Genomic DNA, 26,205 nt, shown 5'->3' with positions numbered 1-26,205 from the left:
GGGATTCCCGCACCGCGCACTCAGCGGCGCGTGCCCCGGCGATGGCGGTGGCTTCGTACGACGGCACTGTCAACAAGTGCCAGCAAAGCCAGAACGGCGAAGAGCAATGAGACAGCTCCCAGAGCCCAGGCATCCGGAGCAGTGCCCTCTTGCGACCGCCACGCCCATACGCCGAACAGCACGGCAAGCGCCAGGAACAGCGGCATGTGGACCGTCGCCAGTATGCGGCGCAGCCTGTATGCCCGGCGTCGGCCCTCGGGCGGAAGAGTGCCGGCCTCCGGGCGCCGTCGCTTGCCCTGGTCGGGACTGTAGTCGCGCATCGACCGCTCCAACGGGAGGAATCCCTGTGACCAGGGTAGTCCTGTCCCTCGGGGCGACGGGAGCACGCTCCACGCGGCTCAGCTGGAATCACGCCGCTGACCAGGGATGATGTCGCTCTGGGGGAAGATCTGGCCCATCGCACCGTGCTGAGGAACCGGCCGACGCAGAGGGCGAGCCGGTCCTCGGCCAGTGTGTGAAGGAGCCGGTTACCGCTGGTGCGTGTTCTGCCGGTCCAGCCCCAAGGTCGACGTGGTGCTCGCGAAGGTGTCCGTGTCAACAACCGGACCGGGGCCGAGCACGGGCTCCGTCTGCCGGTCCATCAGGTGGGCGAGGTCCAGGGACGTTTTGGTGAGGGCGTCGGAAGCGCTGAGGGCGAACTGTTCCGGGCCGGCGGCCTGCGCCGAAGCCGCACTGCCGAGTACAAGGAGATTGAGGGCCGCGGCCGTTACGGCTGACCGGAGTTTCATGAGACCACCTCTGTTGCGGGGACGTTCGCGACGATCAACGAACGCACCGGGTGAGCGTTACGAACCCGCCGCCGTACGGTGTCCTCCGCCGGCGTGCAACGCGGCGCAGACACCACCACCAGCCGGCACTCGGCCGACTCATTCTCCCGGGATGCGGAGTTCCGAGACGAGGGCGCCCCGCAGGAGTTCGCGGGCGCGGCGGAGCGAGGTCGAGCCGCTGAGCCAGCGTTCGCTGAGTCCTTCGACGAGCGTCGTCAGGCGCTCCGCCGAATCTGCGGCGATCACGTCCTGACCCACGGTGCCGGCTTCCTGCGCCTTGCGGATGAGTTCGGTGGCGTACTCGACCCACTCGTACGTGGAGTTCCGGAGCTGCTCGCGCAAATCGGATTCGAAGACGGCGGTCGCACGCAGCTCGCCCCAGGCACTGCTGTTCTCCACCACCGCCGGTACGTCCTGGAGCTCGAGCAGCAGCATCTGCTCCAGGTGCGCCCGCGGATCGGACTCCGCACTGGCAGCGGGCTCGGTATAGCGCTCGGCCCGGTCGCTGATGAACTCCAGGGTCCGGCGCATCAGGCCGGCCCGGTCGCCGAAGTGGTAGTAGATGAGCGCCGTGGAGACCTGGGCCTCCGCTGCCAGCTCTTCCACGCGCAGGCCACGTACACCGCGCCGGGCGATGAGGCGGGTGGCGGCCTGAAGGATCAAGGTTCGGCGGTCTGACACAGTCCCTCACCGTACCGGCAGGACAGTGTTAGCCTGGCATTCCTGACTGAAATTTCAGTCAGGATCGACATTCTGCTGGTTGGAGACAGTCGTGAAGGAACGCTCCCGGCGGGCACTGCTCAAGTCCGGCACCGCTGCCGCACTCGGCGGCGCCGGCTTCCTCGCCTCGGCCTGCGAACCCGCCCCGAGCCGCGAACCGGCCGGGGGACCGACGTCGCCGGACGCTTCGGCGGGGCGGCGGATGCCCGCCGAGTCGCAGCGGCATGAGCGTACGTTCATGGCGTGGCCGCCGTCGGATTCGGTCTGGGAAGACGCCGCCCCGGACGTCCAGCGCGATGTGGCCCGCATCGCCCGGGCGGTCGCCGAGTACGAGCCGGTCACGATGCTCGCTGCCCCGCGGGAGGCGGCCGGTGCCCGGCGAGCATGCGGAGCCTCGGTCGAGGTCGTAGCGATCGCCGTGGACGACTTGTGGATGCGCGACAGCGGTCCCACCTTCGTGACCGGGCCGGGCGGCGAAACGGCCGGTATCGACTTCCATTTCAACGGCTGGGGCGGCAAGCAGGAGCACCGGCGCGACGCTCACGTCGCGGAGCAGGTCCTGGGCCGGGACCGCGTGGCCCGGATCAGTGCGCCGATCACGGCTGAGGGCGGCTCCCTGGAGGTTGACGGCGCCGGCACACTGCTGGTCACCGAGAGCTCCCTGGTCAACCCCAACCGCAACCCGGGCCGCTCGCGCGCGGACATCGAGGCGGCGCTGAAGGATCTGCTGGGCGTCACCAAGGTGATCTGGTTCGAGGGCGTACGGGGCAAGGACATCACCGATTACCACGTCGACGCGCTGGCCCGCTTCGCCGAGCCCGGCGTCGTTGTGCTGAGCCGGCCACCGGCCGGAGCCAAGCCGGATGTGTGGACGCGGGCGTACGACCAAGCACGTGAGGTTCTGAAGTCGGCGACAGACGCACGCGGCAGACGACTGGAGATCGTCGAGATGCCGGAGCCGGCCCCGGCCGCGCTCGGCGAGCGGGGGCCGGACTTCCTGGGCTCGTACGTCAACTACTACGTGATCAACGGCGCGGTAGTCCTCCCGCGCTTCGGTGACCGCAAGGCGGACGACCGTGCCGCGTCGATCGTCCGGGACCTGCACCCCGGGCGGGCCGTCCTGCAACTGGACATCCACACGCTCGCCGAAGGCGGGGGCGGCATCCACTGTGCCACCCAGCAGCAACCGGCCGTCTGACCGCCGCGTCCGCCTTGTGGGTCGGGGCTCACGTTCCCGAGGCGGGTACTTCCCGGCATATCGCGCACCGGTCCGCGCCGTCCCACCCTTCCCATCCGAAGGCGTCGGGTGAAAGGGACCGCCCCTCAAGCTCTTCGCGCACCGCGACCCGGTACACCCACACCGAGCCGATATAGGGGTGGTAGGCGTCATGGAAAGCCGCGGACTCGATCGAAGCCCCTGCCGCGATCGCACGCTGGAGACCACGGAGCCGCTCGAACATCACCTGTCCGGCGCCGGCGACGGCGGTCGTCGCGTCGATGAACAGCCTTTCGCGCGCTTCATAGATACCGGCATCACTCAGTGCCGCACGAGTGGCGGACTCCAAGTCGGGCTCGGTTGCCGGGCCTTGGGCGATATGCCGCAACCGCGCATGGCAGACCCCGGCCGCGCTGATGAACTCGATGTACACCGCGCGCCTGCGTGCACCGACACCGCGGTCGTCCTCGCGGCGATGGCGCAGGTAGTCGGCCAGAACGGTGCCGGTGATGGCGATCGAGCCACCACTGACCGTCGCTACGAGCGTTCCCCAGTCCATTTTTGCCCCCGTAGTGATCCAAATGGTCGAAGTCCGAATGTACGGATGTCTCTTCTCGAAGGTCGGCGGTTACCGGGAAAAGGCCTCACTTGCTCAGTGCGTTCGCGGCGATGATGAACAGCCCGAACAACATGTCCACGCCGCCTGCCCGGCACGCTGCCGCCCAACCGCGGCCGGCCACCCGCGTCGCCCACAGCCCCCAGCCGAACAGCGCCGCTGTGTTGACCGCCAGGGCTGCCGCGAGAGCGGAGCTTTCACTCCACCATCCAGCCTGGGCGCTGAGCAGCGCCGCGACGGTAGGGAGTACGGCGGCCATCAGAGGCCACTCCGCCAGCACGGACCGGAACGTGCTGACAACCGCTGGGTCGTGGGCCACTCGGTGGGCGAGGGCATGGGCGTAACCGTGCGATGCCGCGGCGGCCACGGCGGCTACCAGGACCCACAGGGCGTCGTACCCGGGATTGGGCGGCCCGTTGTCATTCTCCAGAGCGGCGGCCAGAGCACTGGCGAACACCGTCCCGTACACGCCGCCGAAGAGCACCCGCTGCAAGGGCTCCGCACGCCGGGCCGGACGGTGAGGACTGCTGGGGCTGCCTGACAAGACGTCATCTCCCAAGGAAGGTCATTTCGCTCCGAGAGATGTACCAGCATGACCGTGGCTTCTATGAAATTTACGGACAAAACTGCTCAGTGAAATCTGGGCCAGGAGTGAGTTCACGGCCCGCACACGTACGTATTGCCTGTCGGACGGCTCGCGGCCACCCTGCGGTTGGATGCTCACGCCCGGCGATCGGCATGGTGCCAGCAGTAAGGAGACCTTCATGAGTACGAACCGTTCTGTCCGCTCGGCGGCCCTGATTGTGGGGACGGCGTTAGCGGCCATCGCCGCACTCGCGCCCGCCCAAGCGCGCACTCACGCCTCCGAGTCGCTGCCCGCCGTCACCCCGCGAGCCGAAACGCCCACGCTGTACGACGACGAGGCGGGCGGCAGCGCCAACGCCGACGACCCCGCGATCTGGCGCGACTCCGCCGACCCGGACTCCAGCCTGGTGATCGCCACGGCCAAGGAGGGTGGCCTGCGGGTCTACGACCTCGACGCCCGGCAGGTGCAGTCGATACCGGCGCCTTCCACGCCTGGCCCCGGCGACGCACCCGGCCGGTTCAACAACGTCGACCTGGTCCACGGCCTGCGGCTGCAGGCCGGGCGCGCCGACCTGGCGGTGGCCAGCGACCGCGGCCACGACCGGCTGCGGATCTACCGCATAGACCGGCGCCACCCCGGGGGCCCGCTCACCGATGTCACGGACCCGTCCGCCCCACGCGTCTTCTCAGCCGGTCAGGACGAGGTCAACGAGCAGCACACCGCTTACGGTCTCGCGACCTGGACGGACTCGGCCAGCAGCCGCTCCTACGCTCTGGTCAGCCGCCGCAACCGCACCGCCATCGCCCTGCTGGAACTCGTCTCCACCCCCGGCGGCACGGTCACCTATCGCAAGATCCGGGAGCTCGGCCTCCCGTCCGCTTTCAGCCTGCCGAACGGCACCTCGTGGACGCCGTGCGCCGAACCCGGCGAACTGCCGCAGGTGGAGGGCATGGTGGTCGACCCGGCCAACGGCACTCTCTATGCCGGACAGGAGGACGTCGGTATCTGGCGCATGCGCGCCGACCTCACGGGAGCGCCGAAGCTCATCGACAAGGTCCGCGAATACGGCATTCCGGGCGCGTACGACGAGGAGACCGAGGAATGCGCCCCCGGCTCCGACCCCGGCTTCGGCGGTGAGCGCCTCGCGGCCGACGTCGAGGGGCTGACGCTGCTCACCGAGACCGACGGCGAAGGGTACATCCTCGCCTCGAGCCAGGGGGACGACACCTTCGCCCTGTACGACCGCGAGGTGGAGGACGACAACGAGTACGAGGGCGGATTCCGCGTCGTCGCCGCCGGCCGGACCCTCGACGGCTCCGAGGAATGCGACGGCGCCGCCGCCCTCAACGCCCCGCTGGGCACGAAGTACCCGCGTGGCCTGCTGGTCGTCCAGGACGGACACGACACGCCATCGGTCCCCGAAGGCCGAGAAGCGACCGGGTTCAAGTTCGTCGACCTCGGCCGCGTCATGGACCGTATCGACGACTGACGACTGGATCTCTCCCTGCACTACGACGCCGCCCCCCGGGCCACCCGCCATAGAACGCGTGTGCTTTTCTGTTATCCCCCTCCACGCAGCCGGTCTCCCTGGTGTCGGACAGAACAGCGAGGAAACGGGCGCAGCCCGAGGAAGAGAGCCGAGTGTGGGCAGCGAACGTGAAGCCGCAGTGGTCAAGGCGGCCCAGGGCGGCGACCAGCGGGCGCAGGACGAGCTCGTCACCGCGTATCTGCCACTCGTCTACAACATCGTGGGCCGGGCACTGAGCGGGCATGCCGATGTCGATGACGTAGTGCAGGAGACGCTGATCCGCGCGCTCGGTGGCCTCGGCTCGCTGCGCGATCCGGCAAGCTTCCGGTCTTGGCTGGTGGCCATCGCGATGAATCAGATACGCGACCGCTGGCAGGCCCGTCGCGCGGACCAGGCCGGCAGCGAGCTGGCGGAGGCCCTCGAGCTGGCTGATCCCGGCGCGGACTTCGTGGACCTGACCATCGTGCGCCTGGGCCTGTCGGGACAGCGCCGGGAAGTCGCGGAAGCGACCCGCTGGCTGGATGCCGACGACCGCGCGCTGCTGTCGCTGTGGTGGCTCGAGGCGGCGGGCGAGCTCACGCGGGCCGAGGTGGCTGCCGCGATGGAACTGTCACCCCAGCACACCGCGGTGCGCGTGCAGCGCATGAAGGCGCAGCTGGAGACGGCGCGCGTGGTCGTACGCGCCCTGTCGGCGGTGCCACGGTGCGTACTGCTGGACGATGGCCTGGCCGTGTGGAACGGCGTACCGTCCGCGCTGTGGCGCAAGCGGCTGGCGCGCCACGCCAGGGACTGCACGGTCTGCTCCGGGTACGGCGCGGAACTGGTGCCGGCGGAAAGACTCCTGGTCGGCCTGGGGCTGATCCCGGCGAGCGCCGCGCTGGCCGGTGCGGCCATGTCGGGCGAACGCGAGGCCATTGGCCTCGCGGCGCACGGTGACGCCCCCGTCCAGCTCGTGCCCGGCGGCCGCCGTCAGGAGCGGCGCGGCCGACGGTCGCGGCGCCGGCGGGCGGTCGCGGCCTCGGCCGCGGTGCTGCTGGTGGGCGGCGGGGGATACGCGGGCTGGACGACGCTGAAGCCGGGCGGGGCCTCGGAGACGACCCGGTCACGGGCAGCCGCCGAGGCGGCCCTGCCGCCCGTCGCGGCTTCTACGCCGCCTGCCTCCCCGACGACGTCCGCGCCTTCATCCCCCTCCGCCGCCCCACGCGCCTCGGCCAAGCCGTCGCCGGCCAGGAAGCCCGCGAAAGCAACCCCTCGGCCGACTCCGAGCAAGCCCTCCTCCAAGACCTCCGCCAAAACCTCCCCGCGCCCAGCGGCCCCAAAGCCCCGCCCCGCGGTCCAGTCGGGCACAAGCCCCTCGTCCTTCAACCAGCAGGTCACTGATCTGGTCAACACGGAGCGGGCAGACAACGGCTGCGGCCCGGTCAGCCAGAACAGCCGCCTGAACACGGCAGCCCAGCGCCACTCCGCGGACATGGCCGCCCGTGACTTCTTCGACCACACCAACCCGGACGGCGCGGGCCCCGGCGAACGCATCACAGCCGCGGGCTATGCCTGGAGCACGTACGGCGAGAACATCGCCATGGGTCAGCGAACCCCGGCTCAGGTGATGGAGTCCTGGATGAACAGTTCCGGCCACCGGGCGAACATACTCAACTGCTCCTTCAAAGAAATAGGCATCGGAATCCACGACGCCTCCGGTGGCCCTTGGTGGACGCAGGTCTTCGGCGCATCCCGCTGACGCGGCAGCAGTGGTCACGAACGCGAACCGCAGTGCGTGGCGCGGTTACTCGAACCGGGCGGTGTCGCCTGCCCCTCGGCGTACGATCTCCGCTTCGCCGCTGGAGAAGTCGATGACCGTGGTCGGCTCGGTGCCGCAGTCGCCCGAGTCGACGACGGCGTCCACGACGTGGTCGAGCCGTTCCTTGATCTCCCAGCCCTGCGTCAGAGGTTCGTCCTCGTCGGGCAGGAGCAGGGTGCTGGAGAGCAACGGCTCACCGAGGTCGGCGAGCAGGGCCTGAGTGACGACATGGTCGGGAATTCGTACTCCGACGGTCTTCTTCTTCGGGTGGAGCAGCTGGCGCGGCACCTCCTTCGTCGCCGGCAGGATGAAGGTGTAGCTGCCGGGCGTCGCTGCCTTGATCGCGCGGAACACGTCGTTGTCGACGTGCACGAACTGACCCAGCTGCGCGAAGTCCTGACACACCAGGGTGAAGTGGTGACGATCGTCGAGGTTCCGGATCGAGCGGATCCGGCCGAGACCGTCACGATTGCCCAGCTGGCAGCCCAGTGCGTAACAGGAGTCCGTCGGGTACGCGACGAGCGCGCCGGACCGGATGCTGTCAGCCACACTGCTGATGGTGCGCCGTTGAGGATTCTCGGGGTGCACGTCGAAATACTTCGCCATCCGCCGAGTCTAGGTGATCAGGACGGCACCGCCGGGCCGAGAGCGCGCCCAGCTAACAGCAGAGGTTTGATCAGATCGTACGAAGACGCCAGCTAACGGCTCGATGACGGTGGCGTTGCAGAAGGGATGCCGGACGGTTCCGATGCTCCGGGCAGGCCGTTGATCCGGGCATGGAGGCATTCGGTAATGACCCCGTCCCGGAGTTTGGCGCTTCACTGCTGGGTGCGTACTGGCTGGACTCGCCGCTGCATGGAGGCGGCGGCGACTGCGTGTGGTGTGCGCAGATGCGTCAGAGCGGCAGCACCTCAGTCCCGCGTGCCACTGCGGCAGTTGAGCCGGAGCCTGCCGTGAAGGGCTCTGCGCCTGGCGTGTGGCTGCGGTCCGAGGGCGGCCGGCTGGCCGGGCCGGTGCGGATGGTGATGCTGTCCGTTGCTGTGTGCACGGTCGTTTCGGCGATGCTCACCGTGGTCCTGGCGTAACCGTTCATGGTCCCATTGGTCTATACCTTGACTCGATCATGACATCACGCTTGAGTGTGGATCCTGGGCGTCCGCACCGGCTCGAATCTCTACTGCGGAGAGACTGGCCACCCCCTCGACCGGCTGCGGACCGGGGAGACATCGTCCTCCGGTCCGCGGCCGCACCATACGCCTTACGTTCCATCCTGATAGCCGTCACGTGCGCCGCCGTTGCTGCGGACCCCACCAGTCCGGTGACACGTCGAGCATCCATACGTCGCCCACCTGGCGCTCCTCCGGCTCGTCCGGACGGTGGTCGCCATGCCCATACGGGTCGGGATCCGCGACGACGAAGATGCGCGCACCGGATTCCGGTACCCGATAGCGGTGTACGTCGCTCGACTCGTCCTCAAGTTCGACTGTGCGGCCGAGCGACCGGATGGCGGCCCGCAGTTCCTCATGTCGGACCCTGGGCGCGAAGGTCCCGTATTCCTGTGAGAGCGGTGGCGGCACGACGTTCGCGGACTGGCCGTGGAGCAGCCGGTGGGTCTTCACGCCGAAGGCGACGCAGGACATCGGCCCTTGAGGTCTCGGCGCGAATGTCACCTCCACGAGCCCGTAGTCCCGGCGCAGGAGCCCACCACCGGGATCGTCAAGGTAATCCGGCCCCACAGCGGCTTCCCAGCCGTCGCGATCGGAGCCGATTCCTGTTCCCAGAACGTCGCATCGGGTGGCGACGTGAGCATAGAAGTCCAGGTCGGACACTCGGTGATCTCCCTGCTCGTCGTCAGCCCGTGGCTGCCATGGTTTCCTTCGCCAGTTCGTACGCCGGCAGCATCTGCTCGTGCTGCCACGTGTCCAACCCGCCCAGGTGCAGTACCACCGCACCGCGCGGGGTGCTGACGGCGAGCGCCCGTTCCTTCTTCGGCTCGTCCGCGAGCTCGGTCGTGCGGACGTAGGTGACCTCGGTGGCGGGGAGGTCACCGGCCTTCGTCTCGCGGTAGCGGACTGTCGTGGCCTTGGACTCCTCCGCCATGAATCCTTCGAGAACCTTGCGCGGGGTGGCGGCGTCATCGCCGGTCCAGACGCGAAGGTAGCCGATATTCCCGGCGGGCTTGGCGTCGATCTCACAGGCGAGCTTCACGGTGCCCTGTTTGGCGATCGAGCCGAACACGGGGTCGTCGCCGGCCTTCACCTTCTCCGCCGTCCAGTCGGCAGCGGTGGTGAACGAGACGGGCAGAACGCACGGCGTACCGGTGCCGCCGATGCTCGCGCCCTTGGCCGTCGCCCCGGCCGGCGCGCTCTCGCTCGGCTGCTTGGCCGACTTGTCCCGTCCGGTCGTACCGCCGTCCGGCGCCGACGAACAGCCGGCCAGCATCAGTACTGCCAGCGCCGCCGCCGGGACGATGCCCCGCGCGAAGTCCTGCCCCATGAAGTCCCCACCCCTGAGCGTAAATGATCACCGCAGGCTACCTCAGGCACGCCGACGAGTACGTCCGGTGTGGGGGGAGGAGCGCCGGTCAGGCGTCAGGCGGCCCAGTGGGCGAGGTCCATGCCCGCGTAGGTGAGGGTAGAGCCGGGTGGGGGTCCGGGTGCACATTGATTTCGCCCTCGCGGGCGATGAACACGGCTTCGAGCTGGGTCCGTCCGCGCCGTCCTGTACGAGCAGTTCATGCCGAGCGAGCTCAGAATCTTCGGGAAAACCATGCGCGGTGCCCCTCCCGGGTGGATCCGGACGACCCACTTCGAACCAGACCAATTCGGTCAGCTCGCGTTGTTGTCGCGGTCGTGGACGAGGCGTCCTTGGGCGTAGGTGGCGGCGACAGCACGTTCGTCGCCGAGGATCATCAGCGCGAAGAGGCGCTCGGCGAAGTCCTTGGCGACGTCGGTGCGGCGGGCCAGGGTTTCGGTGGCGGTGAAGTCCAGCACGGTGAAGTCGGCTTCCTTGCCCGGGCGGAAGTTGCCGATGGTGTCGTCGAGGTCGAGCGCCTGCGCGCCGCCGAGTGTGGCCAGGTAGAAGCCGCGGTAGGCGGAGAGGGTCCTTCCCCGCAGGGCGGTGACTTTGTACGCCTCGTTGAGGGTGGTCAGCAGGGAGTAGCTTGTGCCGGCTCCGACGTCGGTGCCCAGTCCGACGCTCACCTTGCTCTTGCGGGCGGCGTGGAGGTCGAACAGACCGCTGCCGAGGAAGAGGTTCGAAGTGGGGCAGAAGGCCACCGACGAGCCGGCCGCAGCAAGCCGGGCACGGTCGGTGGCGTCGATGTGAACGCAGTGGGCGAACAGGGAGCGTTTGGTCAGCAGGCCGTAGCGCTCGTAGACGTCGATGTAGGAGCGGCCGCCGAACAGCTTCTTCACCAGCGCGACTTCGTCCTTGTTCTCCGCCGCGTGGGTCTGCAGCCACAGGTCGGGGTGCTCTTCGAGCAGCCGGCCGGTCATGGCCAGCATCGGCTCGGTCGAAGTCGGGGCGAAGCGGGGCGTGACGCTGTATCCCAGGCGCTCCTTGCCGTGCCAGCGGCCGATCAGCTCACGCGTCTGCTGCTCGGCCTCGGCGACGCTGCGGTCACGGAGGTAGGCCGGTGCGTACGGCTCCCGGTCCATCAGCACCTTGCCGCACAGCATGCGCAGCCCCCGCTGCAGCGACTGCTCGAAGAACGCGTCCACCGAGGCGGGATGGATGGTGGGAAACACGGTCGCGGTCGTGGTTCCGGCCGCCAGCAGCCGGTCGAGGAAGAATCCGGCCAGCGCCCGGGCGTGCGCCGCCCGGTCGAACCTGGCCTCCGCCGGGAAAACGTATGTCTCGAGCCACTCCAGCAACTGCTTGCCGTAGGAGGCGATCACGTCCACTTGTGCGGCGTGAATGTGGGTGTCGACAAATCCCGGCACGATCAGCCGCCCGCGGTGGTCGATCGTCCGCGCGCCACGGCGCAGCCGCTCCGGCAGGTCACTGGCCGGCCCGGCGTAGGTGACCGTGCCGTCCCCGCCGATCGCGAGTGCTCCGTCCTCGAACAGTTCCCATGCCGTGGGGTCGGGCGGGTCACCCGGATCCTCGAGGAAGTGCAGCACGTGGCCGAACACCACGGTCGGGTGTGTCTGCTGCTGCCCGGTACGGGGCGGCGCGTGAACCGCCCGGCCGATGGCATGGGCCGCAGACGGGGCGGAAAGAGCCATGGCCGGAACCGCGGCCGCGCCCATACCGGCCAGCAGGCTTCGACGACCGGGCCCGGAGGCGTGTGTTGCTTTCTCGTCACTCACAGCCCGAGCTTCCTCGGACCCGCCGCTCCACCGTCGCAGGACTCCCACGCGCCACCGGTGTCTCACCCGTATGCACCGCACCCTGCCGCGGCACGGAGTTACGGAACCGTCTCCTTCTTGCGCGCAACTCCTCCGGCCTCTCCGCCGTCTACCACACGGAACGTGAAATGCGCGCGGACAAGGAGGGGACAGCCGTGAGTGACATACGCCGAAGAGGAATTGTCATGCTCGGGATCACCGCACTGGTGGCCCCGCTGACTGTGGTGATGGGAAGCACAACGGCTCAGGCCGCGTCGTGCACGACGCGGACCGGGACCTACCAGAAGCAGGTCGAGAAGTTCCTCGGCCGCCCGGTGGACGGAAGGCAGTCGTCCGCCGACTGCAAGGCGATCCAGGCATTCCAGACGAAACACTCGATCAGTCCGAACGCCGGGTTCGCCGGCCCCATCACCTGGGGCGTCATGGACCTCATGAACAAGCAGAAGGCTGTCGGGAAGAACCCGAACAGGGCCGGCAAGTGCCCGACGAACAAGGGCCGTATCGCCTGCGTCGACCTGACACTCCAGCTCAGCTGGATCCAGGACGGCAAGGAGCTGGCGTACGGACCGGTCCCGGTGCGTACCGGCCGTAACGGCTACGAGACCCGCACCGGCCTGAAGAAGATCTACTGGCGGAACATCGACCACGTGTCCAGCCTGTACAACGTGCCGATGCCGTACAGCCAGTTCTTCGACGGCGGACAGGCCTTCCACTCCGTCGGTATCAGCGTCTGGGCGCCGCCCGGCTCGCACGGGTGCGTAAACATGACGAAAAGCGACGCCACGAAGTACTGGAGCATGCTCCGCAACGGCGACGACGTCTTCGTCTACGGCCGGAAGTCCGGCACCTGAGCCGGCTGTTTCCCGCCGGTGATGCGGGGCATCCGCCCAGAGGACGAGCGGCCCGGCGCCCGTGGCGCGCCGTGGCCGTCGCGCGACGCGGGCGGCGTCGACCGAAAGGGGAGTGCTCTCCATGTGCCGATGGCTTGCCTACTCCGGAACCCCTGTTCTGCTGGGTGACATTCTGTACAAGCCCGCCCACTCCCTGATCGACCAGAGTCTCCATTCACGGATGGGGGTCGAGACGACCAACGGCGACGGATTCGGCATCGGCTGGTACGGATCCGACGCGGGTACGCCCGCCATCGTCCGGGACACGGGCCCCGCCTGGAACAACCGCAACCTGCAGGAGATCGCGGACCACGTTCGCTCGCCGCTGTTCTTCGCTCATGTCCGCGCCTCGACCGGTGCGGCCGTGCAGCAGACGAACTGCCACCCCTTTCGCCACGGCCGGTGGATGTGGATGCACAACGGTGCGATCGCCGATTTCCACCGGATGCGGCGCGATCTCTGTCTGGCCATCGACCCCACGCTGTTCTCCCTGCTCGAAGGGTCGACGGATTCGGAAGTGATGTTCTACCTGGCGATCACCCTGGGTCTGGACCAGGACGCACCGGGTGCTGTTGCCCGGATGGCCGGGCTGGTAGAAGGGCTGTGCCGGGAGCACGGGGTGGAGTTTCCGCTCCAGATGACCATCGCGGTGACCGACGGTGAGCGGCTGTGGGCTTTCCGGTACTCGAGCCAGGGGGCATCGCGGTCGCTCTTCTACAGCAGCCGCGCCGACGCCGTGCGGGCGCTCCACCCCGACCTCGATTTCCTGCGGGGCGTCTCCGCGGAGACGCGCCTCATAGTGTCCGAGCCATTGGGTGATCTTCCGGGCGTCTGGAACGAGGTTCCCGAGAACAGCTGCGCCGTCGTCCAGCCGGGCTTGGACGAGCTGCTGTCCTTCGCGCCGCAGCCGGTGTAGGCCGGTCCCTGGGTGAAGGGATTGCTCAGGTTTTCCGGTCGCCCAGGATTTGCCGCGCCTCGAATCCGCCGTGCCCGTCGAACCGCACCTCCGTCACGGTGTCGAACCCGTCGGAGAGCGCCGGCTTGCGCAGCCGCTTGAGCGTGGCGAAGATTCCTACGTCCGGGACGCGGTCCCGCCCCTCCCGTGCGGCATTGCGTCGCAGGGAGCCCTCGACGTCCGGGGGAAACCAGTACGCCGTCACGGTCGCATCGTGGGCGTGCGCCAGACCTACCAGCGGTCCCCACTCCTGCGGCGACGGGTTGGTGTTGTCGAGCGCCACCGGTCTTCCGGCGGCCAGCGACTCTTCCATCAGGCGCATCTGCCGCTGCTGCTTGTTGCGGGCGGCGCGGGGGAACAGGTCCTTGCTGACCAGCGCGTAACGGCCAGAGAGATACTGCGCGTAGAAGGTCGATTTCCCGGCCGCCTGCAGCCCGATGAGCACGGCCACGTCAAGCCCTCTGTCTGCCTGCATCCGCGAGAGACACCTCCTCGTAAGAAAGTACTTCTTTGTGTCACGGATCAGCCATACCGGCCCCCCGCACCGGACACCCCCTGCGCCGGCTACAGCGCGTCCACCGCTGAGACCTTCCAGGCTTGCGGCGTCCGTACGAGCGTCATCCGCACCCGGTTGAGGTCGAGGCGGGGGCCCGAGACCTGGGTGCTGGTGGTGAGCTGGTTCATGAAGATCAGGACCACGGCCTTGTCCGGGGAGGCCGACACCACCGAGGCCGCCGGGGCGTCGCCGCCCGGGGGCTTCGCGACCGTGGCCTTGACCACGCCCCGGTACTTCTTGGCAGTGGGCGCGACCACGGCCTTGGTGGTCTTGCCGTACTGGTCGAGAAACGGGGCGGTGAGGTGGCCGCGGGCCGCGGTGAAGTCGCGGTCCAGGTGGCGGTAGTCGTACGAGAGGATCACCGGGGCCGCTTTACGCGCCGCCGCGAGCGCGGCCACGCGTGCCTGCGCCGTGCGTTCGGCCTCTCGGTACTGCACGCCGAGCGTGGCGGTGGCGACCAGACCCACGAGGGTGAGGACGGCGAGCACCGCGCTGAGGAGGCCGGGGCGGCCGCGGGTGCGGCTGGGGGCCGGCTCGGCGGGCGGTGTGTCCGCCGGGTCCGGGGCCGGGGCGGGCTCGGTGGGCCGCCGCGTCCTCTCGGAGCGTTTGGCCGCCGCCCGGGCGGCCGCGGCCACGGAGCGCTGCCGGGGGGCGCCGGTGCCGCCGCGGCCTCGGAGGGTCGGGTTCGCCACGGTGTTTCTCCTCACGGGGATGGTGCGAAGTGCCAGGGGGACGGGGGATGCGTCAGCCGACGAATTCGACGTTGGACGTCAGCCACCGTCCGCCCTCGAGGACGAGGTCGAGCTGAAGGCGGTAGTTGCGGGACGTGCCCTGGGGAGCCGCGACGTTGGTGACCTTGCTGTCGGCCACCACCAGGACCCGCGCGGTGCGTTCGTCCGCGTCGGCGATGCCCGCGTCGAGGATCTGTCCCTCGGACACCGACTTGTTGCCGGCGACGATTTTCGTCAGCTTCTCGGTCTGCGCCGAGAACTGCTTCTCGAAGTCCCCGGTCGCGCCCTTCAGGACGTTCTTGCTGTCCCGGTCGTAGTGCCGGTAGTCGAGCGAGGTGAAGTTGAGCGCCGACTGCCGGGCGGCGACCAGGATGTCCTGGTGCCGCCGCTCCGTCGTGTGGCGCTCGTACACCTGGACGCCCAGCCAGCCGGAAGCGGCCGCGAACACGGCGGCCACGACGGCCAGTACCGCCACCGCGCGCCGGTGGCGCAGCGGCCGTGCTGCACGGGTCAGGAGTACGCGGATCATGCCATGGGTCCCACCAGCAGCCATTGCCAGGAGTCCTTTCCGAAGAGGCTCTGTGCTCCGCCCGTCGAGCCGATCTGTACGGGCTTTCCGTCCGGGCCGCTCGCGGCGCCCGTCTCGGGGTCGTAAGCGGTTACGTGCGACGCCCGGCCCGAAGTGCCGCCCGCGCCCGGGGCGTTCTGGGCTCCCCGGACCGACGTGTCGCCGCCGCGCGGGGCCGTGCACCGGGCACCGGTGTTGGCCGCGCGTTCCCTGGTGTCGGCGGGGTCGCGGCGCTGGGTGTCGTAGCCCTGGCGGCAGGGCGGCGGGTCGTCGGCGTTGGTCACCATGCCGAAGTGTGTGGTGCCGTCTCCGGGGAGGACCGTGTAGCTGCCCGAGACCACCACGGGGAAGGTGACCAGCGCCTGTTCCACACCCGGCAGGCGGGCGACGGTGACCTGACCGCCGCTGATCAGGTTGCCCAGCAGAACCGGGAGGTGGGTCCGGTTGTCCTTCAGGAGCGAGTCCACCTGGCGGGAGGCCGAGGTGCCGTTGTCCATCAGGGCGCGGATGTCGCCGTCGCTCGTCTTCAACTGGGCGGTCAGCGCCGCCAGGTCGCGGGAGAAGGACTTGATCGCGGAGCCCTGGTCGGCCTGTGTCTTCAGGACCTTCCGGGAGTCCTCGATCAGCGCGATCGTCTCGGGGAGCGAGTCCGACGCCGACTCGACCAGGGCGTTGCCCGAGTCCACGAGCCGGCTCAGGTGCGGGCCGGTGCCGGCGAAGGCTTTGCCCAGCTCGTCGACCGTGACGCGCAGGTCCTTCTTGTCCACCGAGTTGACCAGCCGGTCCAGGCTGAGGATCAGCTCAGTGGTGGGTACGGGCACCCGCGTGTTCCGGCGCGGGATGGTGCTGCCGTCCCGCAGGCCGGGTCCGTCACCGGAACGCGGCTGCAGGTCGACGTACTGCTCGCCGACGGCCGAACGGTTCGCCACCACGGCCAGGCTGTCCGCCGGGATGCTCGGGGAGTCCTCCAGATCCAGCGCCACCGATACGCCGCCGGCCCCGGTGAGCCGGAGATCGCCGACGCGGCCCACGGGGACCCCGCGGTAGGTGACCTCGGCGCCGGAGTAGATGCCTCCGGAATCGGCGAACTCCGCCCGTACGGTGTAGCCGCGGCCCAGGACGCGGTCGACCAGTCCGGTGTACTCGACGCCGACGTACGACACCCCGAGGGCGGTGATGATCGCGAAGGCGAGCAACTGGAGCCTGACCATGCGGGTGATCACGGCATCATCCCCTTCATCAGCAGTTCCGCGAGGGACACGTCGACACCGCGCGGATAGCCGCTACCGGCGCCCGCGGAGGGCGTCGAGTACGCGGCGTGGGTGCCGGTGCACAGCGGCAGGCACCCCAGGTCGCCGTCGTCCCCCGCCCCCGGCGGCTCCGACGGAGGCGAGGGATCCGAGGGGACGGGAGGTACCGGCGGCGCCGAAGGCGAGTCAGGCAGGCCCGGTGTGTCCGGCAGCCCGGGCGTTTCGGGGAGTTCAGGGGTATCGGGAAGGCCGGGGACGCCGGGAATGTCCGGGGCGGGTACGCCGGGAAGCTCGGGCTTGCCCGGCTTCTTCGGGTCGTCGGCGAGATTGCCGTAGATGCTCGCCAGGTCGAGATCGGCGGTCACCTTGAGGTTGACGTAGTCACCCTTGATCGCGTCCACCACATTGCGGGGGAACGGATACGTCGTCATCAGCTCCAGCGCGTTGGGCAGATCGGCGCCCGCCTTGTTCAGCTGGTTGAGAATCGGCTGGAGATGGCGGAGATTGGCGATGACGTCGGCCCGTGACGCCTTGATCACCCGGGTGCCCGTCTTGCCGAGCTTCGACAGCGAAGTGAGCATCCTGGTCAGTTTCGTCCGCTGGTCGGCCAGCACCTTCAGCGCGGGCGGCATGGTGGTGAGGGCCCTGTCGATCGTCTTCTTCTCCTTGGCCAGGGTCTTCGACAGCTTGTCGATGCCCTCCAGCGCCCGGATGATCTCCTTCTTCTGCTTGTCGAGGCCGCCGATGAAGGTGTCCAGCTCCGTGAGCAGGGACTTGACGCGGTCCTCACGGCCGTCCAGGGCCTTGTTCAGCTCCACCGTGATCGTCTTGAGCTGAGCGACCCCGCCACCGTTGAGCAGAGCCGACAGGGCCGACAGCACCTCTTCGATCTCGGGATTGCGTCCGCTGCGGGAGAGCGGGATCTTCGCGCCGTCGGTCAGCCTGCCCACCGGCTCGGTGTCCGTCGGCGCCGAGAGGGCCACGTACTTCTCACCGAGCATGCTGGTCTGCCGCAGTCCGGCGATCGCGTTGCCGGGCAGCTTGACCGAATCGGAGATGCGCAGCCGCACCAGGGCGTGCCAGCCGCGCAGTTCCACCTTTTCGACGGCGCCGACGGTGACGTTGTTGACCTTCACCGTGGACTGCGGGACAAGATCGAGGACGTCCTGGAATTCCACCGTGACCCGGTAACTGTTGCCGTCCGCGGCCGCGCCGCCGGGCAGCGGAACGTCGTACAGCCCTTCGAATTCGCAGCCGGTGAGCAGCAAGGAACCGGCGGCCGCCCACAGGGCTGCCTTCCGTGGAGCTGTCATGAACGGGCCTCCAGGATTCCGCCGAGCGTCTTGTCCGTCGAGGCCGTCGAGCCTGTTGAGCCCGTCGGTACCGCTCCGGTGACCGCGTCGGCCTCCGGCAGCTCGGGCAGGGAGTCGAACAGCTTCTTCAGGTCCCGGCAGTCGGCCGTCTTCCCGGCCGTCTCCCCGGTCGTCTTCAGCAGGGAGCAGAGAAGCGAGGCCGGGTCCTGGTGGAGCTGTTCGGCGTTGTTACGCGTGTCGAGCGTGCCGGATTCGGGGTTGTAGGCGTTCTGGAGGTTGGACAGACCGGCGGGGGCCACCTCCAGTACCTCCTCCAGGGCCGCGCGCTGCGTGACCAGCACGCTGGTCACCTTGCTCAGCCCCTTCACATTGGCGGTCAGCGACTTCTTGTTCTTCTTCACGAAGTCCGACACATCGGCGAGCGCGGCCGCCAGGTGTTTGATGGCTGCGGCAAGGTCCTTGCGCTCCCCGGCGAGCTGATCGGCGACCTTGGCCAGGCTGTTGTTGAACGACCGGACGCTCGCATCGTCGGCCGCCAGCACAGCCGTGAACTCCTGAAGGTTCTCCACCGTCCCGAAGAGGTCCTGCCGGCCGTCGGACAGCGTGGTGACGGCCTGCGAGAGGTCCTCGACCGTCCGGTGCAGTTTGCCGCCCTGCCCCTGGAGGTTGTCCGCACTGACGGCCAGGAGCCGGGACAGCGAACCATCCTTGTTGGCGCCCCGGGGACCGAGCGCCTCCCCTGTCGTACGCAGGCTGTCGAAGACACGGTCGAGCTCGACCGGCACGGCCGTCCGCTTCTCGGGGATTACGTCGTTGCTCTTCATCGCCGGGCCGGAGCGGTAGGCCGGGAGCAGCTGGAGGTAACGGTCGCTGACCACCGAGGAGTTGATGATCGCCGCCTTGGCGTCCGCCGGGACCTTGTATTCATCGGCGTACTCCAGCTCGACGCGCACCCGGTCACCCTGCGGCGTGATCTTCTTGACCTCGCCGATCCGCACGCCGAGTACGCGCACGTCGGACCCCGGATAGATGCCGACCGTACGCGGGAAGTACGCCGTCACCCGGACCACCGGCGACTTGGACAGGTGGACGAAGGTGAGGCCGGCGCAGACCACGAGGACGGTGGCGAGCGCGATGCGGCGTACGGTCTTGATGCGGTCGGTCGTCATCGTGACCCTCCCGTCCGTGGTTCCACCGGTGTCGGGGCGACCAGGTTCTGGATGTAGCTGTCGAACCAGCGGCCGTTGCCGAGGGTGTTGGTGAAGACCCGGGTGAAGGGCGCCAGCAGCTTGACGCTGCGGTCGAGGCTGGCTTGGTTGCGTTCCAGCATCTTCACCACGGTGTTGAGGCGGCTGAGCGCGGGCCCGATCGCCTCTCGGTTGTCCTTGACCAGGCCGGACAGCTGGATGCTCAGCGCGACGGAGCTCTTCAGCAGCGCGTGGATGACCTGGCGCCGCGCGTTGATCTCCTCGAACAGCTTGTCGCCGTCCTTGACCAGCTTGCTGAACTCACCCTTCCGCTTGGCGAGCACACCGGTGACGCCGTTGGCATGGCGGAGGAGTTCGCGCAGCGACTCGTCACGGGAGGACACGGTCCGCGAGATCTTCGACAGCCCCGCGATGGAGGCTTTGACCTCCTCGGGGGCGTCCTCGAAGGTGGCGGAGAGCGTGTCCAGGGCCGTGGCCAGCCGCTCTTTGTCGATCTTCTCCGTGGTGGTGGTGAGGTCGCTGAAGGCCTCCACCACGTCGTACGCCGCAACGGTCCGGCTCAGCGGGATCTCACTGCCCGGCTCCAGCATCCCGGAGCCTTTCGGCTCCAGCGCGAGGTACTTCGCGCCGAGGATCGTCTTGACGCGGATGGACGCACCGGTCCGCGTCCCGAACTCCGGGTCTCCCTTCACCCGGAAGCTCACCTTGACGTGGCCGCCGTCCAGGCCGACGTCGTCGACCTTGCCGACCTTGACGCCGGCGATCCGTACCTCGTCGCCGGGCTTGAGCCCGCCGGCCTCGGAGAACGCGGCGCTGTACTTCTCACCGCTGCCGATCAGCGGCAGGTCCTGGACGTTGAACGCGGCGGCGATCAGCAGCGCGATCGTGGTGAGGCCGACGGTGCCGATCACCACGGGATTGCGTTCACGGAAGGGAATCAACGGCCGCACCTCGCTCGCGCGACATGGAGTTCAGGAGTGATGACTTCGGCGGTCTTCGGCAGCACGATCCGGCCGTCGAAGTCGCACAGGTAGAAGTTGAACCAGGAGCCGTACGAGGCGGTGCCGGTCAATTTGTTGAGCTTGTTGGGCAGCCGTCGCAGGACGCCCTCCACTGTCTTCTCGTGGTCGTTCAGCGTCCCGGTGAGCTCGCCGAGCTCAGCGATGTCCCTCTTCAGCGGCGGGCGGGCGTCCTTGAGGAGCCCGGAAGTCGCCTCCGCGAGGCCGTTGATGCCGGCCAGCGATTCCCCGATGGGCTTCCGGTCGGCCGACAGCCCCGAAATGAGCCGCTGCAGTTGGGAGATCAGGTCGGAGAAGCGGGTGCTGCGCTTGTCCACCGTCTTCAGCACGGTGTTGAGGTTGTCGATCACCGACCCGATCAGCTTGTCCCGTTCGGCGAGCGTCGTCGTGAGCGAGGCGGTGTGCGCGAGCAGACTGCGGACCGTACCACCCTCGCCCTGAAGGGTCTTGACGATCTCGGTGGCGAGCTGGTTGACGTCCTTGGGGCTCAGCGCGGCGAACAGCGGCTTGAACCCGTTCAGCAACGCGTTGAGATCCAGCGCCGGCTCGGTGCGCGACAGCGGGATACGCCCACCGGGCCGCAGCGGCGTCGCGTCCCCCGTGCCTTCCATCAGCGCGACGTACCGCTGCCCGATCAGACTCCGGTAGCGGATCGCGGCGCGGGTGCTGGTGAGCAGCGGCCGGTCGCGGGAGACGGTGAAGGTGACCTCGGCCAGCGTCCGGTCCTTGATGTCGATGCTTTCGACCTCACCGACGCGCACCCCGGCGACCCGGATGTCGTCGCCCTCCTCCAGGCTGGTGACATCGCTGAATACGGCGGCGTACGTCTCCTTGGGGGTGAAGGAGAGGTTGACGATGGTCGCCGCGAGCACGGCGGTCGCCGCCACCGTCACCACCGCGAAGATGCCGAGCTTGATCAGCTGGGGAGCTGTCGTCCTGGCGTTCGTACGGCTCATGCGACACTCACCGCCGTTCCCCGTGCCATCGGACCGAAGAGCAGGGTCGTGACCGCCGGCACCTCGTCGGCGGGCACACCCATGGCCGGGGCCACGAGCGAGGCGACGGCGTTCTGTTCGGCCGGCGTGCCGGAGACGGAAGGCACACCGCGCGGGCTGTGCGACGCCGACGTACCGTCGTTGAGTTTGGTCGGTGGTGCGGGAACGTGAGGGTGGGGAAGACCTCTGCAGTTGGGGCCGGAGCGGTCGGCATAGCGCGGTTCCTCGCCGGGTCGGTAGGAGGGACGTTGGGGGACGAATTCGAGGGTGATGCGCATCTTCCCGCCCTTGAACGCCTCTTCGGACGCCGCTTCCTGCCGCACCAGCCCGGCCAGCAGGCACGGGTACTCCGGTGAGTAGCGGGCGAACAGGGCCAGCGTGGGACGGGAGACGCGGCCCAGGGTGATGAGCCGTTCCGAGTTCTCGTCGAGTACGCCTTCGGTGGTGTTCGCGGCGGTGGCGGTCGAGGTGAGGACCGACGCCAGCTGGTCCTCCTTCTCGACCAGGGTCCGGCTGGTGGTGAGGGTGTTGCGCAGGATCCGCAGCAGGTCGGGGGCTGCTTCGCCGTACACCTCGGCCACATCGGCGAACCGGGAGATGTCCTGCTGGAGGGACGGCATGTGCGGGTTGAGCCGGCGCAGGTACTTCTCCAGCCGTACGAGGTTGTCGCCGATCTTGTCTCCGCGCCCTTCGAGGGCCGTGGAGAAGGCGGACAGGGTGGCGTTCAGCTTCGCGGGCTGCACGGTGCGCAGCAGCGGCAGCAGGTCGTTCATCAGCTGCTGGAGCTCGATGCCGACCTTGGTGCGGTCCTGGGTGATGACGTCACCGGCTCGGATGTGCCGCGTGGAGGTGTGAGGGGTGGCCACCAGGTCGACGTACTTCTCACCGAACAGCGTCTTCGGCAGCAGCCGGGCGTGCACATCGGCCGGGATGAGGCGGACGTGTTCCGGCTTCAGCGCGATGCCGAGGGTCGCCTTCTCGCCGTCGGCCCGCACCTCGCGCACCTCACCGACCAGCAGGCCGCGCAGCTTGACGTCGGCGCGCGGCTCCAGCTGGTTGCCGAGGGTGTCCGCCTCCAGGGTGATCCGCACGACCGAGGTGAAGACCTGCTGGTAGACGGCGACCGTCAGCGACAGCAGGAGGGCGATGACCGCGATGAACACGATCCCGTACAGCCGGAGTTGGGTGGGCCGGGCGAGAGTCACCGGCATCTTCGGTATGCGTATGCGCATCGGCCCGCTACCCCGCTATCCGTACGGTCGTGTTGGCGCCCCAGATGGCGAGGCTGAGGAAGAAGTCGAGGATGTTGATGGCCACGATCGACGTCCGTACGCCGCGTCCGACCGCGACCCCGACGCCGGCCGGGCCGCCGCTCGCGTAATAGCCGTAGTAGCAGTGCACCAGGATGATCACGACGGCGAAGACGATCACCTTGCCGAAGGACCACAGCACGTCGACCGGTGGCAGGTACTGCTGGAAGTAGTGGTCGTACGTTCCGGTGGACTGCCCGTAGTAGCCGGTGGTGATGGTGCGGGCGGCGAAGTAGGAGGAGAGCAGCCCGACGACGTACAGCGGGATCACCGCCACGAAGCCGGCGATCATCCGGGTGGTCACCAGGAACGGCAGCGACGGTACGCCCATCACCTCCAGCGCGTCGGTCTCCTCGCTGATGCGCATCGCGCCGAGCTGGGCGGTGAAGCCCGCGCCGACCGTGGCCGACAGTGCGAGCCCTGCCACGAGCGGTGCGATCTCGCGGGTGTTGAAGTACGCGGAGAGGAACGCCACGAAGTTGGACGTGCCGAGCTGGTTGAGCGCGGCGTACCCCTGAAGGCCGACCTCGGTGCCGGTGAAGAAGGAGAGGAACGCGATGACGCCGACCGTGCCGCCGACGACCGCAAGGGCGCCGCGGCCGAAGCTCACCTCGGCGAGCAGGCGCAGTACTTCCTTCTTGTAGCGGCGCAGGGTGCGGCCGGTCCAGGCGAGGGAACGCCCGTAGAAGACCATCTGCGTGCCCAGCTCCTCCAGGGAGCGCAGCGGGCGGTCGAGAAGTCGCACAACTAACCTCTCTGCGGGACGATTTGGAAGTACACGGCGGTCATCACGAAGTTCGTCACGAACAGCAACATGAAGGTGATGACCACGGACTGGTTCACGGCGTCGCCCACGCCCTTGGGGCCGCCCTTGGCGTTCAGGCCCTTGTACGAGGCGACGATCGCGGCGATGGCCCCGAAGACCAGCGCCTTGAGTTCGCCCGCCCACAGGTCGGACAGCTGGGCGAGGGTGGTGAAGGAGGCCAGATAGGCGCCGGGGGTGCCGTTCTGCATGATCACGTTGAAGAAGTAGCCGCCGGCGACCCCGACGACGGAGACCAGGCCGTTGAGGAGGACCGCCACGAGCATCGTGGCCAGTACGCGGGGCACGACCAGGCGGTGGATCGGGTCGATGCCGAGCACCTGCATGGCGTCGATCTCCTCGCGGATCTTGCGGGCCCCGAGGTCCGCGCAGATCGCGGTGCCGCCGGCGCCCGCGATGAGCAGCGCCGTGACGATGGGGGACGCCTCGCGCAGTACGGCGAGCACGGAGGCGGCGCCGGAGAAGGACTGGGCGCCGAGCTGCCGGGTCAGGCTGCCGATCTGGAGGGCGATGACGGCGCCGAAGGGGATGGAGACGAGGGCGGTGGGGAGGATGGTGACGCTGGCGATGAACCAGGCCTGCTGAATGAATTCCCTGAGCTGGAAGGGGCGCCGGGGGAGGGTCCTGAGGACGTCCAGGGCCATGGCGAAGAGGCTGCCGGAGTGTTTCAGCGCGCCCGTGGGGGACAGACTCACGCGTCCGTCACCTCCTTCTTCTTCTCCGTCTCCTCCGCCTTCTCCGTCTTCGGCTGGTGGAGCGCCGTCTCGCGTTCGGCGATCGCCTGCCAGCGGGGCGGGCGGGTGACGCCGGGGCTGGGCAGCAGGCGCGGGGTCATGACCGTTGCGGACGTTTCCTCCGCGCTCTGTCCTGTGCCGTTGCCGTCGCCGCTGTTGAGCTCAGCGAGCTCCTGCTCGACCTGGGCGGCGTCCTTCTCCTCCGCCATCCCGATCGGCCCCTGCATACGGCCGTTGAGGAACTGCCGTACGACCGGTTCGTCGCTGGTGAGCAGTTCCTCGCGCGGCCCGAACATCACCAGTTCGCGCCGGAAGAGCAGCCCGATGTTGTCCGGGACCAGGCGGGCCGAGGCGATGTCGTGGGTGACGATCAGGAAGGTCGCGTCGATCTGCGCGTTCAGATCGACGATCAGCTGGTTGAGATAGGCCACCCGCACCGGGTCGAGCCCGGAGTCCGGCTCGTCGAACAGGATGATCTCCGGGTCGAGCACCAGCGCCCGCGCCAGTCCCGCCCGCTTGCGCATCCCGCCGGATATCTCGCCGGGCAGCTTGTCCTCGGCGCCGATCAGACCGACCATGTCCATCTTTTCGAGGACGATCTGTCTGACCTCGCTCTCCGGCTTGCGGGTGTGCTCGCGCAGTGGAAAGGCGATGTTGTCGTACAGGCTCATCGACCCGAACAGGGCGCCGTCCTGGAACAGCACACCGAAGAGCTTGCGCACCTCGTAGAGGTCGCGCTCGCGGAGCTTGGTGATGTCCTGCCCGGCGATCGTGATCGATCCCCGCTCCGGCTTCAGCAGGCCCACGAGCGTCTTGAGAAACACCGACTTTCCCGTACCCGAGGGGCCGAGCATGACGGATACCTCACCGGCGGGCAGCGTCAGTGAGACGTCCTGCCAGATGACCTGGTTGCCGAAGGATTTGGTCAACCCTTCCACACAGATCTCGACACCCATCCGGTTCACCCTTCAGCGGGGAGCAGCTCTGACATCTGCTCTACGGGGGAGGGCGGCGGATCCGTCGCGAAGAAGTCGAGAAATTTTTACGGGGCGGAAATCAGGGGCGTACGCCGGTGTGCGGGGCCTCGTCCAGTACGTCGGTGGGTGCGTCGGTGGGAACGGCTCCGACGGCGTCCGGTACGGCGGTGGTGTCGGGGAGCGGTGGCGCCGAGGGAAGCGGCGGTGCGGCCGGGAGTCGTGGTGCCTCCGGGGCGGCCGGCAGCGGCGGCGAGACTTCCGGCAGAGCCACCTCCGGCACCGGAACCTCCGGCACCGGAACCTCAGGCACCGGAACCACCGGCAACGGCGTCGGGAGCCCCGTGGGTGACGCCTCCCCGCTCCGCGCCGCAGAGCCTGCGGCATCGGGGCGAACGGACGAGGCAGGGGAGGCCGAGGAGTCCGGAGAGGCCGGTGAGACGGACCGGGCAGCCGGGTTTTCGGAGTAACCCGCCGTGTCCACGTCCTCCCTCGCCTCCGAAGTGCCGGACCGCACAGGCCCCGGCGGAGCCGGCTCGTACGCGAAGGGCACGATCAGCCCCACTACGGCCAACGTCGCCGCGGCGGACGCTGCGGCCAGAGCCTGGGCATGCCCGCCCGCCTGACTCGCCTGACCCGCTTGATCCCGGCCGCGCCCGACCAGCCACAGGCCGAGTGCCAGCGTGCCGGCCAGGGAGTTGCGGAGCGTACGCCGGGCCCTGGCCAGCAGGGACTCGACCGCCTCGTAACTGAGATCCATCTCGCGGGCGATCTGACCGATGTCCCGGTCCTCCGACTTCAGCCGGAGTGCTTCCGCCTGGCGGGCGGGCAGTTCCTTGCTCTGGTACGCAACCCACCTGGCCTCCGCCCGGTCGCACACCGCCTCCTCGACCGGGACAGGGCCGGGGGCGGTGAGCGTGCGGGTGCCGGACACCTGGGCCTCGCGGTGGACCTGCCGGTACCGGTCGACGCACAGGCGCATGGTCACCGTCGTCAGCCATGCGCCCATGCGTGCGTCGTCGAGGTGCGTGTGCTGCGCGCCGCGCAGCATCGCTTCCTGTACGGCGTCCTCGGCGTCCTCCGCGCTCATGGACCTGCGGCGCGCCACCTTGAGCAGTTGCTCGCGATGGGCCCACATGTGCTGCCACCGCAGATGGGCCGCTTCCTCGCCCGGTCGCGACGCCAGGTATGAAGGATCCATATCCGTCGTCATGAAGCCCCTCCTCGCGCGTACTC

Annotated in this window: 27 protein-coding genes; 6 read left to right on the top strand and 21 right to left on the bottom strand. The window is 68.7% G+C overall.

Features of this window, described 5'->3' with window-relative positions; translation table 11 throughout:
- Positions 1 to 527: 527 nt before the first annotated feature.
- Both J7E96_RS13465 and J7E96_RS13460 read right to left on the bottom strand, forming a co-directional pair.
- Positions 528 to 788, bottom strand: coding sequence for a hypothetical protein (locus J7E96_RS13465; RefSeq protein WP_215130866.1), 261 nt, complete (start codon positions 786 to 788; stop codon positions 528 to 530).
- A gap of 138 nt (positions 789 to 926) precedes the next feature.
- The gene (locus J7E96_RS13460; RefSeq protein WP_215130863.1) at positions 927 to 1,508 is read right to left on the bottom strand and encodes a TetR/AcrR family transcriptional regulator; all 582 of its coding nucleotides are present in this window, start codon (positions 1,506 to 1,508) and stop codon (positions 927 to 929) included.
- Positions 1,509 to 1,587: 79 nt separating this feature from the next.
- On the opposite strand from J7E96_RS13460, the gene J7E96_RS13455 reads away from it, so the two are divergent.
- Complete coding sequence (locus tag J7E96_RS13455) at positions 1,588 to 2,745, top strand: agmatine deiminase family protein (RefSeq protein WP_251069847.1); 1,158 nt, start codon at positions 1,588 to 1,590, stop codon at positions 2,743 to 2,745.
- Between the two features lie 28 nt (positions 2,746 to 2,773).
- On the opposite strand, the gene J7E96_RS13450 is transcribed toward J7E96_RS13455, so the two are convergent.
- Both J7E96_RS13450 and J7E96_RS13445 read right to left on the bottom strand, forming a co-directional pair.
- Complete coding sequence (locus tag J7E96_RS13450; protein ID WP_215130861.1) at positions 2,774 to 3,322, bottom strand: CchlQ; 549 nt, start codon at positions 3,320 to 3,322, stop codon at positions 2,774 to 2,776.
- 85 nt (positions 3,323 to 3,407) lie between these two features.
- Positions 3,408 to 3,923: a hypothetical protein gene (locus tag J7E96_RS13445; RefSeq protein ID WP_251069846.1), complete on the bottom strand. Its 516-nt coding sequence runs from the start codon at positions 3,921 to 3,923 to the stop codon at positions 3,408 to 3,410.
- 220 nt (positions 3,924 to 4,143) lie between these two features.
- Between J7E96_RS13445 and J7E96_RS13440 the strand changes: the two genes are divergently transcribed.
- Positions 4,144 to 5,454 carry a phytase gene (locus J7E96_RS13440; protein ID WP_215130859.1) on the top strand — a complete coding sequence of 437 codons (1,311 nt, stop codon included), beginning with the start codon at positions 4,144 to 4,146 and terminating at the stop codon, positions 5,452 to 5,454.
- Between the two features lie 154 nt (positions 5,455 to 5,608).
- Complete coding sequence (locus J7E96_RS13435) at positions 5,609 to 7,231, top strand: sigma-70 family RNA polymerase sigma factor (protein WP_215130857.1); 1,623 nt, start codon at positions 5,609 to 5,611, stop codon at positions 7,229 to 7,231.
- A gap of 45 nt (positions 7,232 to 7,276) precedes the next feature.
- On the opposite strand, the gene J7E96_RS13430 is transcribed toward J7E96_RS13435, so the two are convergent.
- Positions 7,277 to 7,897: an L-threonylcarbamoyladenylate synthase gene (locus J7E96_RS13430; protein WP_215130854.1), complete on the bottom strand. Its 621-nt coding sequence runs from the start codon at positions 7,895 to 7,897 to the stop codon at positions 7,277 to 7,279.
- A 347-nt stretch (positions 7,898 to 8,244) separates the two neighbouring features.
- On the opposite strand from J7E96_RS13430, the gene J7E96_RS38160 reads away from it, so the two are divergent.
- Entirely contained in the window at positions 8,245 to 8,376 is a 132-nt protein-coding gene (locus tag J7E96_RS38160) for a hypothetical protein (RefSeq protein ID WP_285439449.1), read from the top strand.
- Positions 8,377 to 8,571: 195 nt separating this feature from the next.
- Here J7E96_RS38160 and J7E96_RS13425 read toward each other — a convergent pair whose 3' ends face one another.
- From J7E96_RS13425 to guaD, 3 genes are all read right to left on the bottom strand, one after another.
- Positions 8,572 to 9,120, bottom strand: a complete 549-nt coding sequence (locus J7E96_RS13425) for a hypothetical protein (protein ID WP_215130852.1) — start codon at positions 9,118 to 9,120, stop codon at positions 8,572 to 8,574.
- A 22-nt stretch (positions 9,121 to 9,142) separates the two neighbouring features.
- Positions 9,143 to 9,787: a lipoprotein gene (locus tag J7E96_RS13420; RefSeq protein WP_215130850.1), complete on the bottom strand. Its 645-nt coding sequence runs from the start codon at positions 9,785 to 9,787 to the stop codon at positions 9,143 to 9,145.
- A gap of 332 nt (positions 9,788 to 10,119) precedes the next feature.
- Positions 10,120 to 11,604, bottom strand: a complete 1,485-nt coding sequence (gene guaD / locus J7E96_RS13415) for a guanine deaminase (RefSeq protein WP_308295933.1) — start codon at positions 11,602 to 11,604, stop codon at positions 10,120 to 10,122.
- A gap of 194 nt (positions 11,605 to 11,798) precedes the next feature.
- On the opposite strand from guaD, the gene J7E96_RS13410 reads away from it, so the two are divergent.
- Positions 11,799 to 12,494 (top strand): L,D-transpeptidase, encoded by a 696-nt coding sequence (locus tag J7E96_RS13410; protein WP_215130848.1) that lies wholly within the window; start codon positions 11,799 to 11,801, stop codon positions 12,492 to 12,494.
- Positions 12,495 to 12,615: 121 nt separating this feature from the next.
- Positions 12,616 to 13,449, top strand: a complete 834-nt coding sequence (locus J7E96_RS13405; protein WP_215130845.1) for a class II glutamine amidotransferase — start codon at positions 12,616 to 12,618, stop codon at positions 13,447 to 13,449.
- A gap of 25 nt (positions 13,450 to 13,474) precedes the next feature.
- On the opposite strand, the gene J7E96_RS13400 is transcribed toward J7E96_RS13405, so the two are convergent.
- The 13 genes from J7E96_RS13400 to J7E96_RS13340 form a co-directional block, all read right to left on the bottom strand.
- On the bottom strand, positions 13,475 to 13,963 hold the full coding sequence (locus tag J7E96_RS13400; RefSeq protein ID WP_215130843.1) for an ATP-binding protein: 489 nt from the start codon (positions 13,961 to 13,963) through the stop codon (positions 13,475 to 13,477).
- An 89-nt stretch (positions 13,964 to 14,052) separates the two neighbouring features.
- Positions 14,053 to 14,736, bottom strand: a complete 684-nt coding sequence (locus tag J7E96_RS13395; protein WP_215130841.1) for a hypothetical protein — start codon at positions 14,734 to 14,736, stop codon at positions 14,053 to 14,055.
- A gap of 52 nt (positions 14,737 to 14,788) precedes the next feature.
- Positions 14,789 to 15,304, bottom strand: a complete 516-nt coding sequence (locus tag J7E96_RS13390) for a hypothetical protein (protein ID WP_251069844.1) — start codon at positions 15,302 to 15,304, stop codon at positions 14,789 to 14,791.
- Positions 15,301 to 16,566: an MCE family protein gene (locus J7E96_RS13385; protein WP_215130839.1), complete on the bottom strand. Its 1,266-nt coding sequence runs from the start codon at positions 16,564 to 16,566 to the stop codon at positions 15,301 to 15,303. Before J7E96_RS13385 ends, J7E96_RS13390 begins: the two co-directional genes overlap by 4 nt.
- Positions 16,563 to 17,906, bottom strand: coding sequence for an MCE family protein (locus J7E96_RS13380; RefSeq protein WP_215130838.1), 1,344 nt, complete (start codon positions 17,904 to 17,906; stop codon positions 16,563 to 16,565). The genes J7E96_RS13385 and J7E96_RS13380 overlap by 4 nt, the downstream gene beginning before the upstream one ends.
- Positions 17,903 to 19,075, bottom strand: coding sequence for an MCE family protein (locus J7E96_RS13375; RefSeq protein ID WP_215130837.1), 1,173 nt, complete (start codon positions 19,073 to 19,075; stop codon positions 17,903 to 17,905). Before J7E96_RS13375 ends, J7E96_RS13380 begins: the two co-directional genes overlap by 4 nt.
- Entirely contained in the window at positions 19,072 to 20,055 is a 984-nt protein-coding gene (locus J7E96_RS13370; protein WP_215130836.1) for an MCE family protein, read from the bottom strand. Before J7E96_RS13370 ends, J7E96_RS13375 begins: the two co-directional genes overlap by 4 nt.
- A complete protein-coding gene (locus J7E96_RS13365) occupies positions 20,052 to 21,089 on the bottom strand; it encodes an MCE family protein (protein ID WP_215130835.1) in 1,038 nt (345 codons plus the stop codon). The genes J7E96_RS13370 and J7E96_RS13365 overlap by 4 nt, the downstream gene beginning before the upstream one ends.
- Positions 21,086 to 22,360, bottom strand: a complete 1,275-nt coding sequence (locus J7E96_RS13360; RefSeq protein ID WP_374196664.1) for an MCE family protein — start codon at positions 22,358 to 22,360, stop codon at positions 21,086 to 21,088. The genes J7E96_RS13365 and J7E96_RS13360 overlap by 4 nt, the downstream gene beginning before the upstream one ends.
- Before the next feature lie 7 nt (positions 22,361 to 22,367).
- On the bottom strand, positions 22,368 to 23,132 hold the full coding sequence (locus J7E96_RS13355; protein WP_069930222.1) for an ABC transporter permease: 765 nt from the start codon (positions 23,130 to 23,132) through the stop codon (positions 22,368 to 22,370).
- 53 nt (positions 23,133 to 23,185) lie between these two features.
- The gene (locus J7E96_RS13350) at positions 23,186 to 23,905 is read right to left on the bottom strand and encodes an ABC transporter permease (protein ID WP_251060027.1); all 720 of its coding nucleotides are present in this window, start codon (positions 23,903 to 23,905) and stop codon (positions 23,186 to 23,188) included.
- 47 nt (positions 23,906 to 23,952) lie between these two features.
- Positions 23,953 to 24,951, bottom strand: a complete 999-nt coding sequence (locus J7E96_RS13345) for an ABC transporter ATP-binding protein (protein ID WP_215130834.1) — start codon at positions 24,949 to 24,951, stop codon at positions 23,953 to 23,955.
- Positions 24,952 to 25,051: 100 nt separating this feature from the next.
- On the bottom strand, positions 25,052 to 26,182 hold the full coding sequence (locus tag J7E96_RS13340) for an RNA polymerase sigma factor (protein ID WP_251069843.1): 1,131 nt from the start codon (positions 26,180 to 26,182) through the stop codon (positions 25,052 to 25,054).
- Between the last annotated feature and the right edge of the window lie 23 nt (positions 26,183 to 26,205).

Origin of the sequence: Streptomyces sp. ISL-96, assembly GCF_018614035.1 — a bacterium.
Classification (GTDB): Bacteria; Actinomycetota; Actinomycetes; order Streptomycetales; family Streptomycetaceae; genus Streptomyces.
This window is presented reverse-complemented; position numbering and strand designations above follow the sequence as displayed.

What these genes read in the sequence shown, in the direction of transcription:
- J7E96_RS13465 (WP_215130866.1), bottom strand. Translation starts at nt 788, where the DNA reads ATGAAACTCCGGTCAGCCGTAACGGCCGCGGCCCTCAATCTCCTTGTA.
- J7E96_RS13450 (WP_215130861.1), bottom strand. Translation starts at nt 3,322, where the DNA reads ATGGACTGGGGAACGCTCGTAGCGACGGTCAGTGGTGGCTCGATCGCC.
- J7E96_RS13440 (WP_215130859.1), top strand. Translation starts at nt 4,144, where the DNA reads ATGAGTACGAACCGTTCTGTCCGCTCGGCGGCCCTGATTGTGGGGACG.
- J7E96_RS13430 (WP_215130854.1), bottom strand. Translation starts at nt 7,897, where the DNA reads ATGGCGAAGTATTTCGACGTGCACCCCGAGAATCCTCAACGGCGCACC.
- J7E96_RS13420 (WP_215130850.1), bottom strand. Translation starts at nt 9,787, where the DNA reads ATGGGGCAGGACTTCGCGCGGGGCATCGTCCCGGCGGCGGCGCTGGCA.
- J7E96_RS13405 (WP_215130845.1), top strand. Translation starts at nt 12,616, where the DNA reads ATGTGCCGATGGCTTGCCTACTCCGGAACCCCTGTTCTGCTGGGTGAC.
- J7E96_RS13400 (WP_215130843.1), bottom strand. Translation starts at nt 13,963, where the DNA reads ATGCAGGCAGACAGAGGGCTTGACGTGGCCGTGCTCATCGGGCTGCAG.
- J7E96_RS13390 (WP_251069844.1), bottom strand. Translation starts at nt 15,304, where the DNA reads ATGATCCGCGTACTCCTGACCCGTGCAGCACGGCCGCTGCGCCACCGG.
- J7E96_RS13380 (WP_215130838.1), bottom strand. Translation starts at nt 17,906, where the DNA reads ATGACAGCTCCACGGAAGGCAGCCCTGTGGGCGGCCGCCGGTTCCTTG.
- J7E96_RS13375 (WP_215130837.1), bottom strand. Translation starts at nt 19,075, where the DNA reads ATGACGACCGACCGCATCAAGACCGTACGCCGCATCGCGCTCGCCACC.
- J7E96_RS13365 (WP_215130835.1), bottom strand. Translation starts at nt 21,089, where the DNA reads ATGAGCCGTACGAACGCCAGGACGACAGCTCCCCAGCTGATCAAGCTC.
- J7E96_RS13360 (WP_374196664.1), bottom strand. Translation starts at nt 22,360, where the DNA reads ATGCGCATACGCATACCGAAGATGCCGGTGACTCTCGCCCGGCCCACC.
- J7E96_RS13355 (WP_069930222.1), bottom strand. Translation starts at nt 23,132, where the DNA reads ATGGTCTTCTACGGGCGTTCCCTCGCCTGGACCGGCCGCACCCTGCGC.
- J7E96_RS13350 (WP_251060027.1), bottom strand. Translation starts at nt 23,905, where the DNA reads ATGGCCCTGGACGTCCTCAGGACCCTCCCCCGGCGCCCCTTCCAGCTC.
- J7E96_RS13345 (WP_215130834.1), bottom strand. Translation starts at nt 24,951, where the DNA reads ATGGGTGTCGAGATCTGTGTGGAAGGGTTGACCAAATCCTTCGGCAAC.
- J7E96_RS13340 (WP_251069843.1), bottom strand. Translation starts at nt 26,182, where the DNA reads ATGACGACGGATATGGATCCTTCATACCTGGCGTCGCGACCGGGCGAG.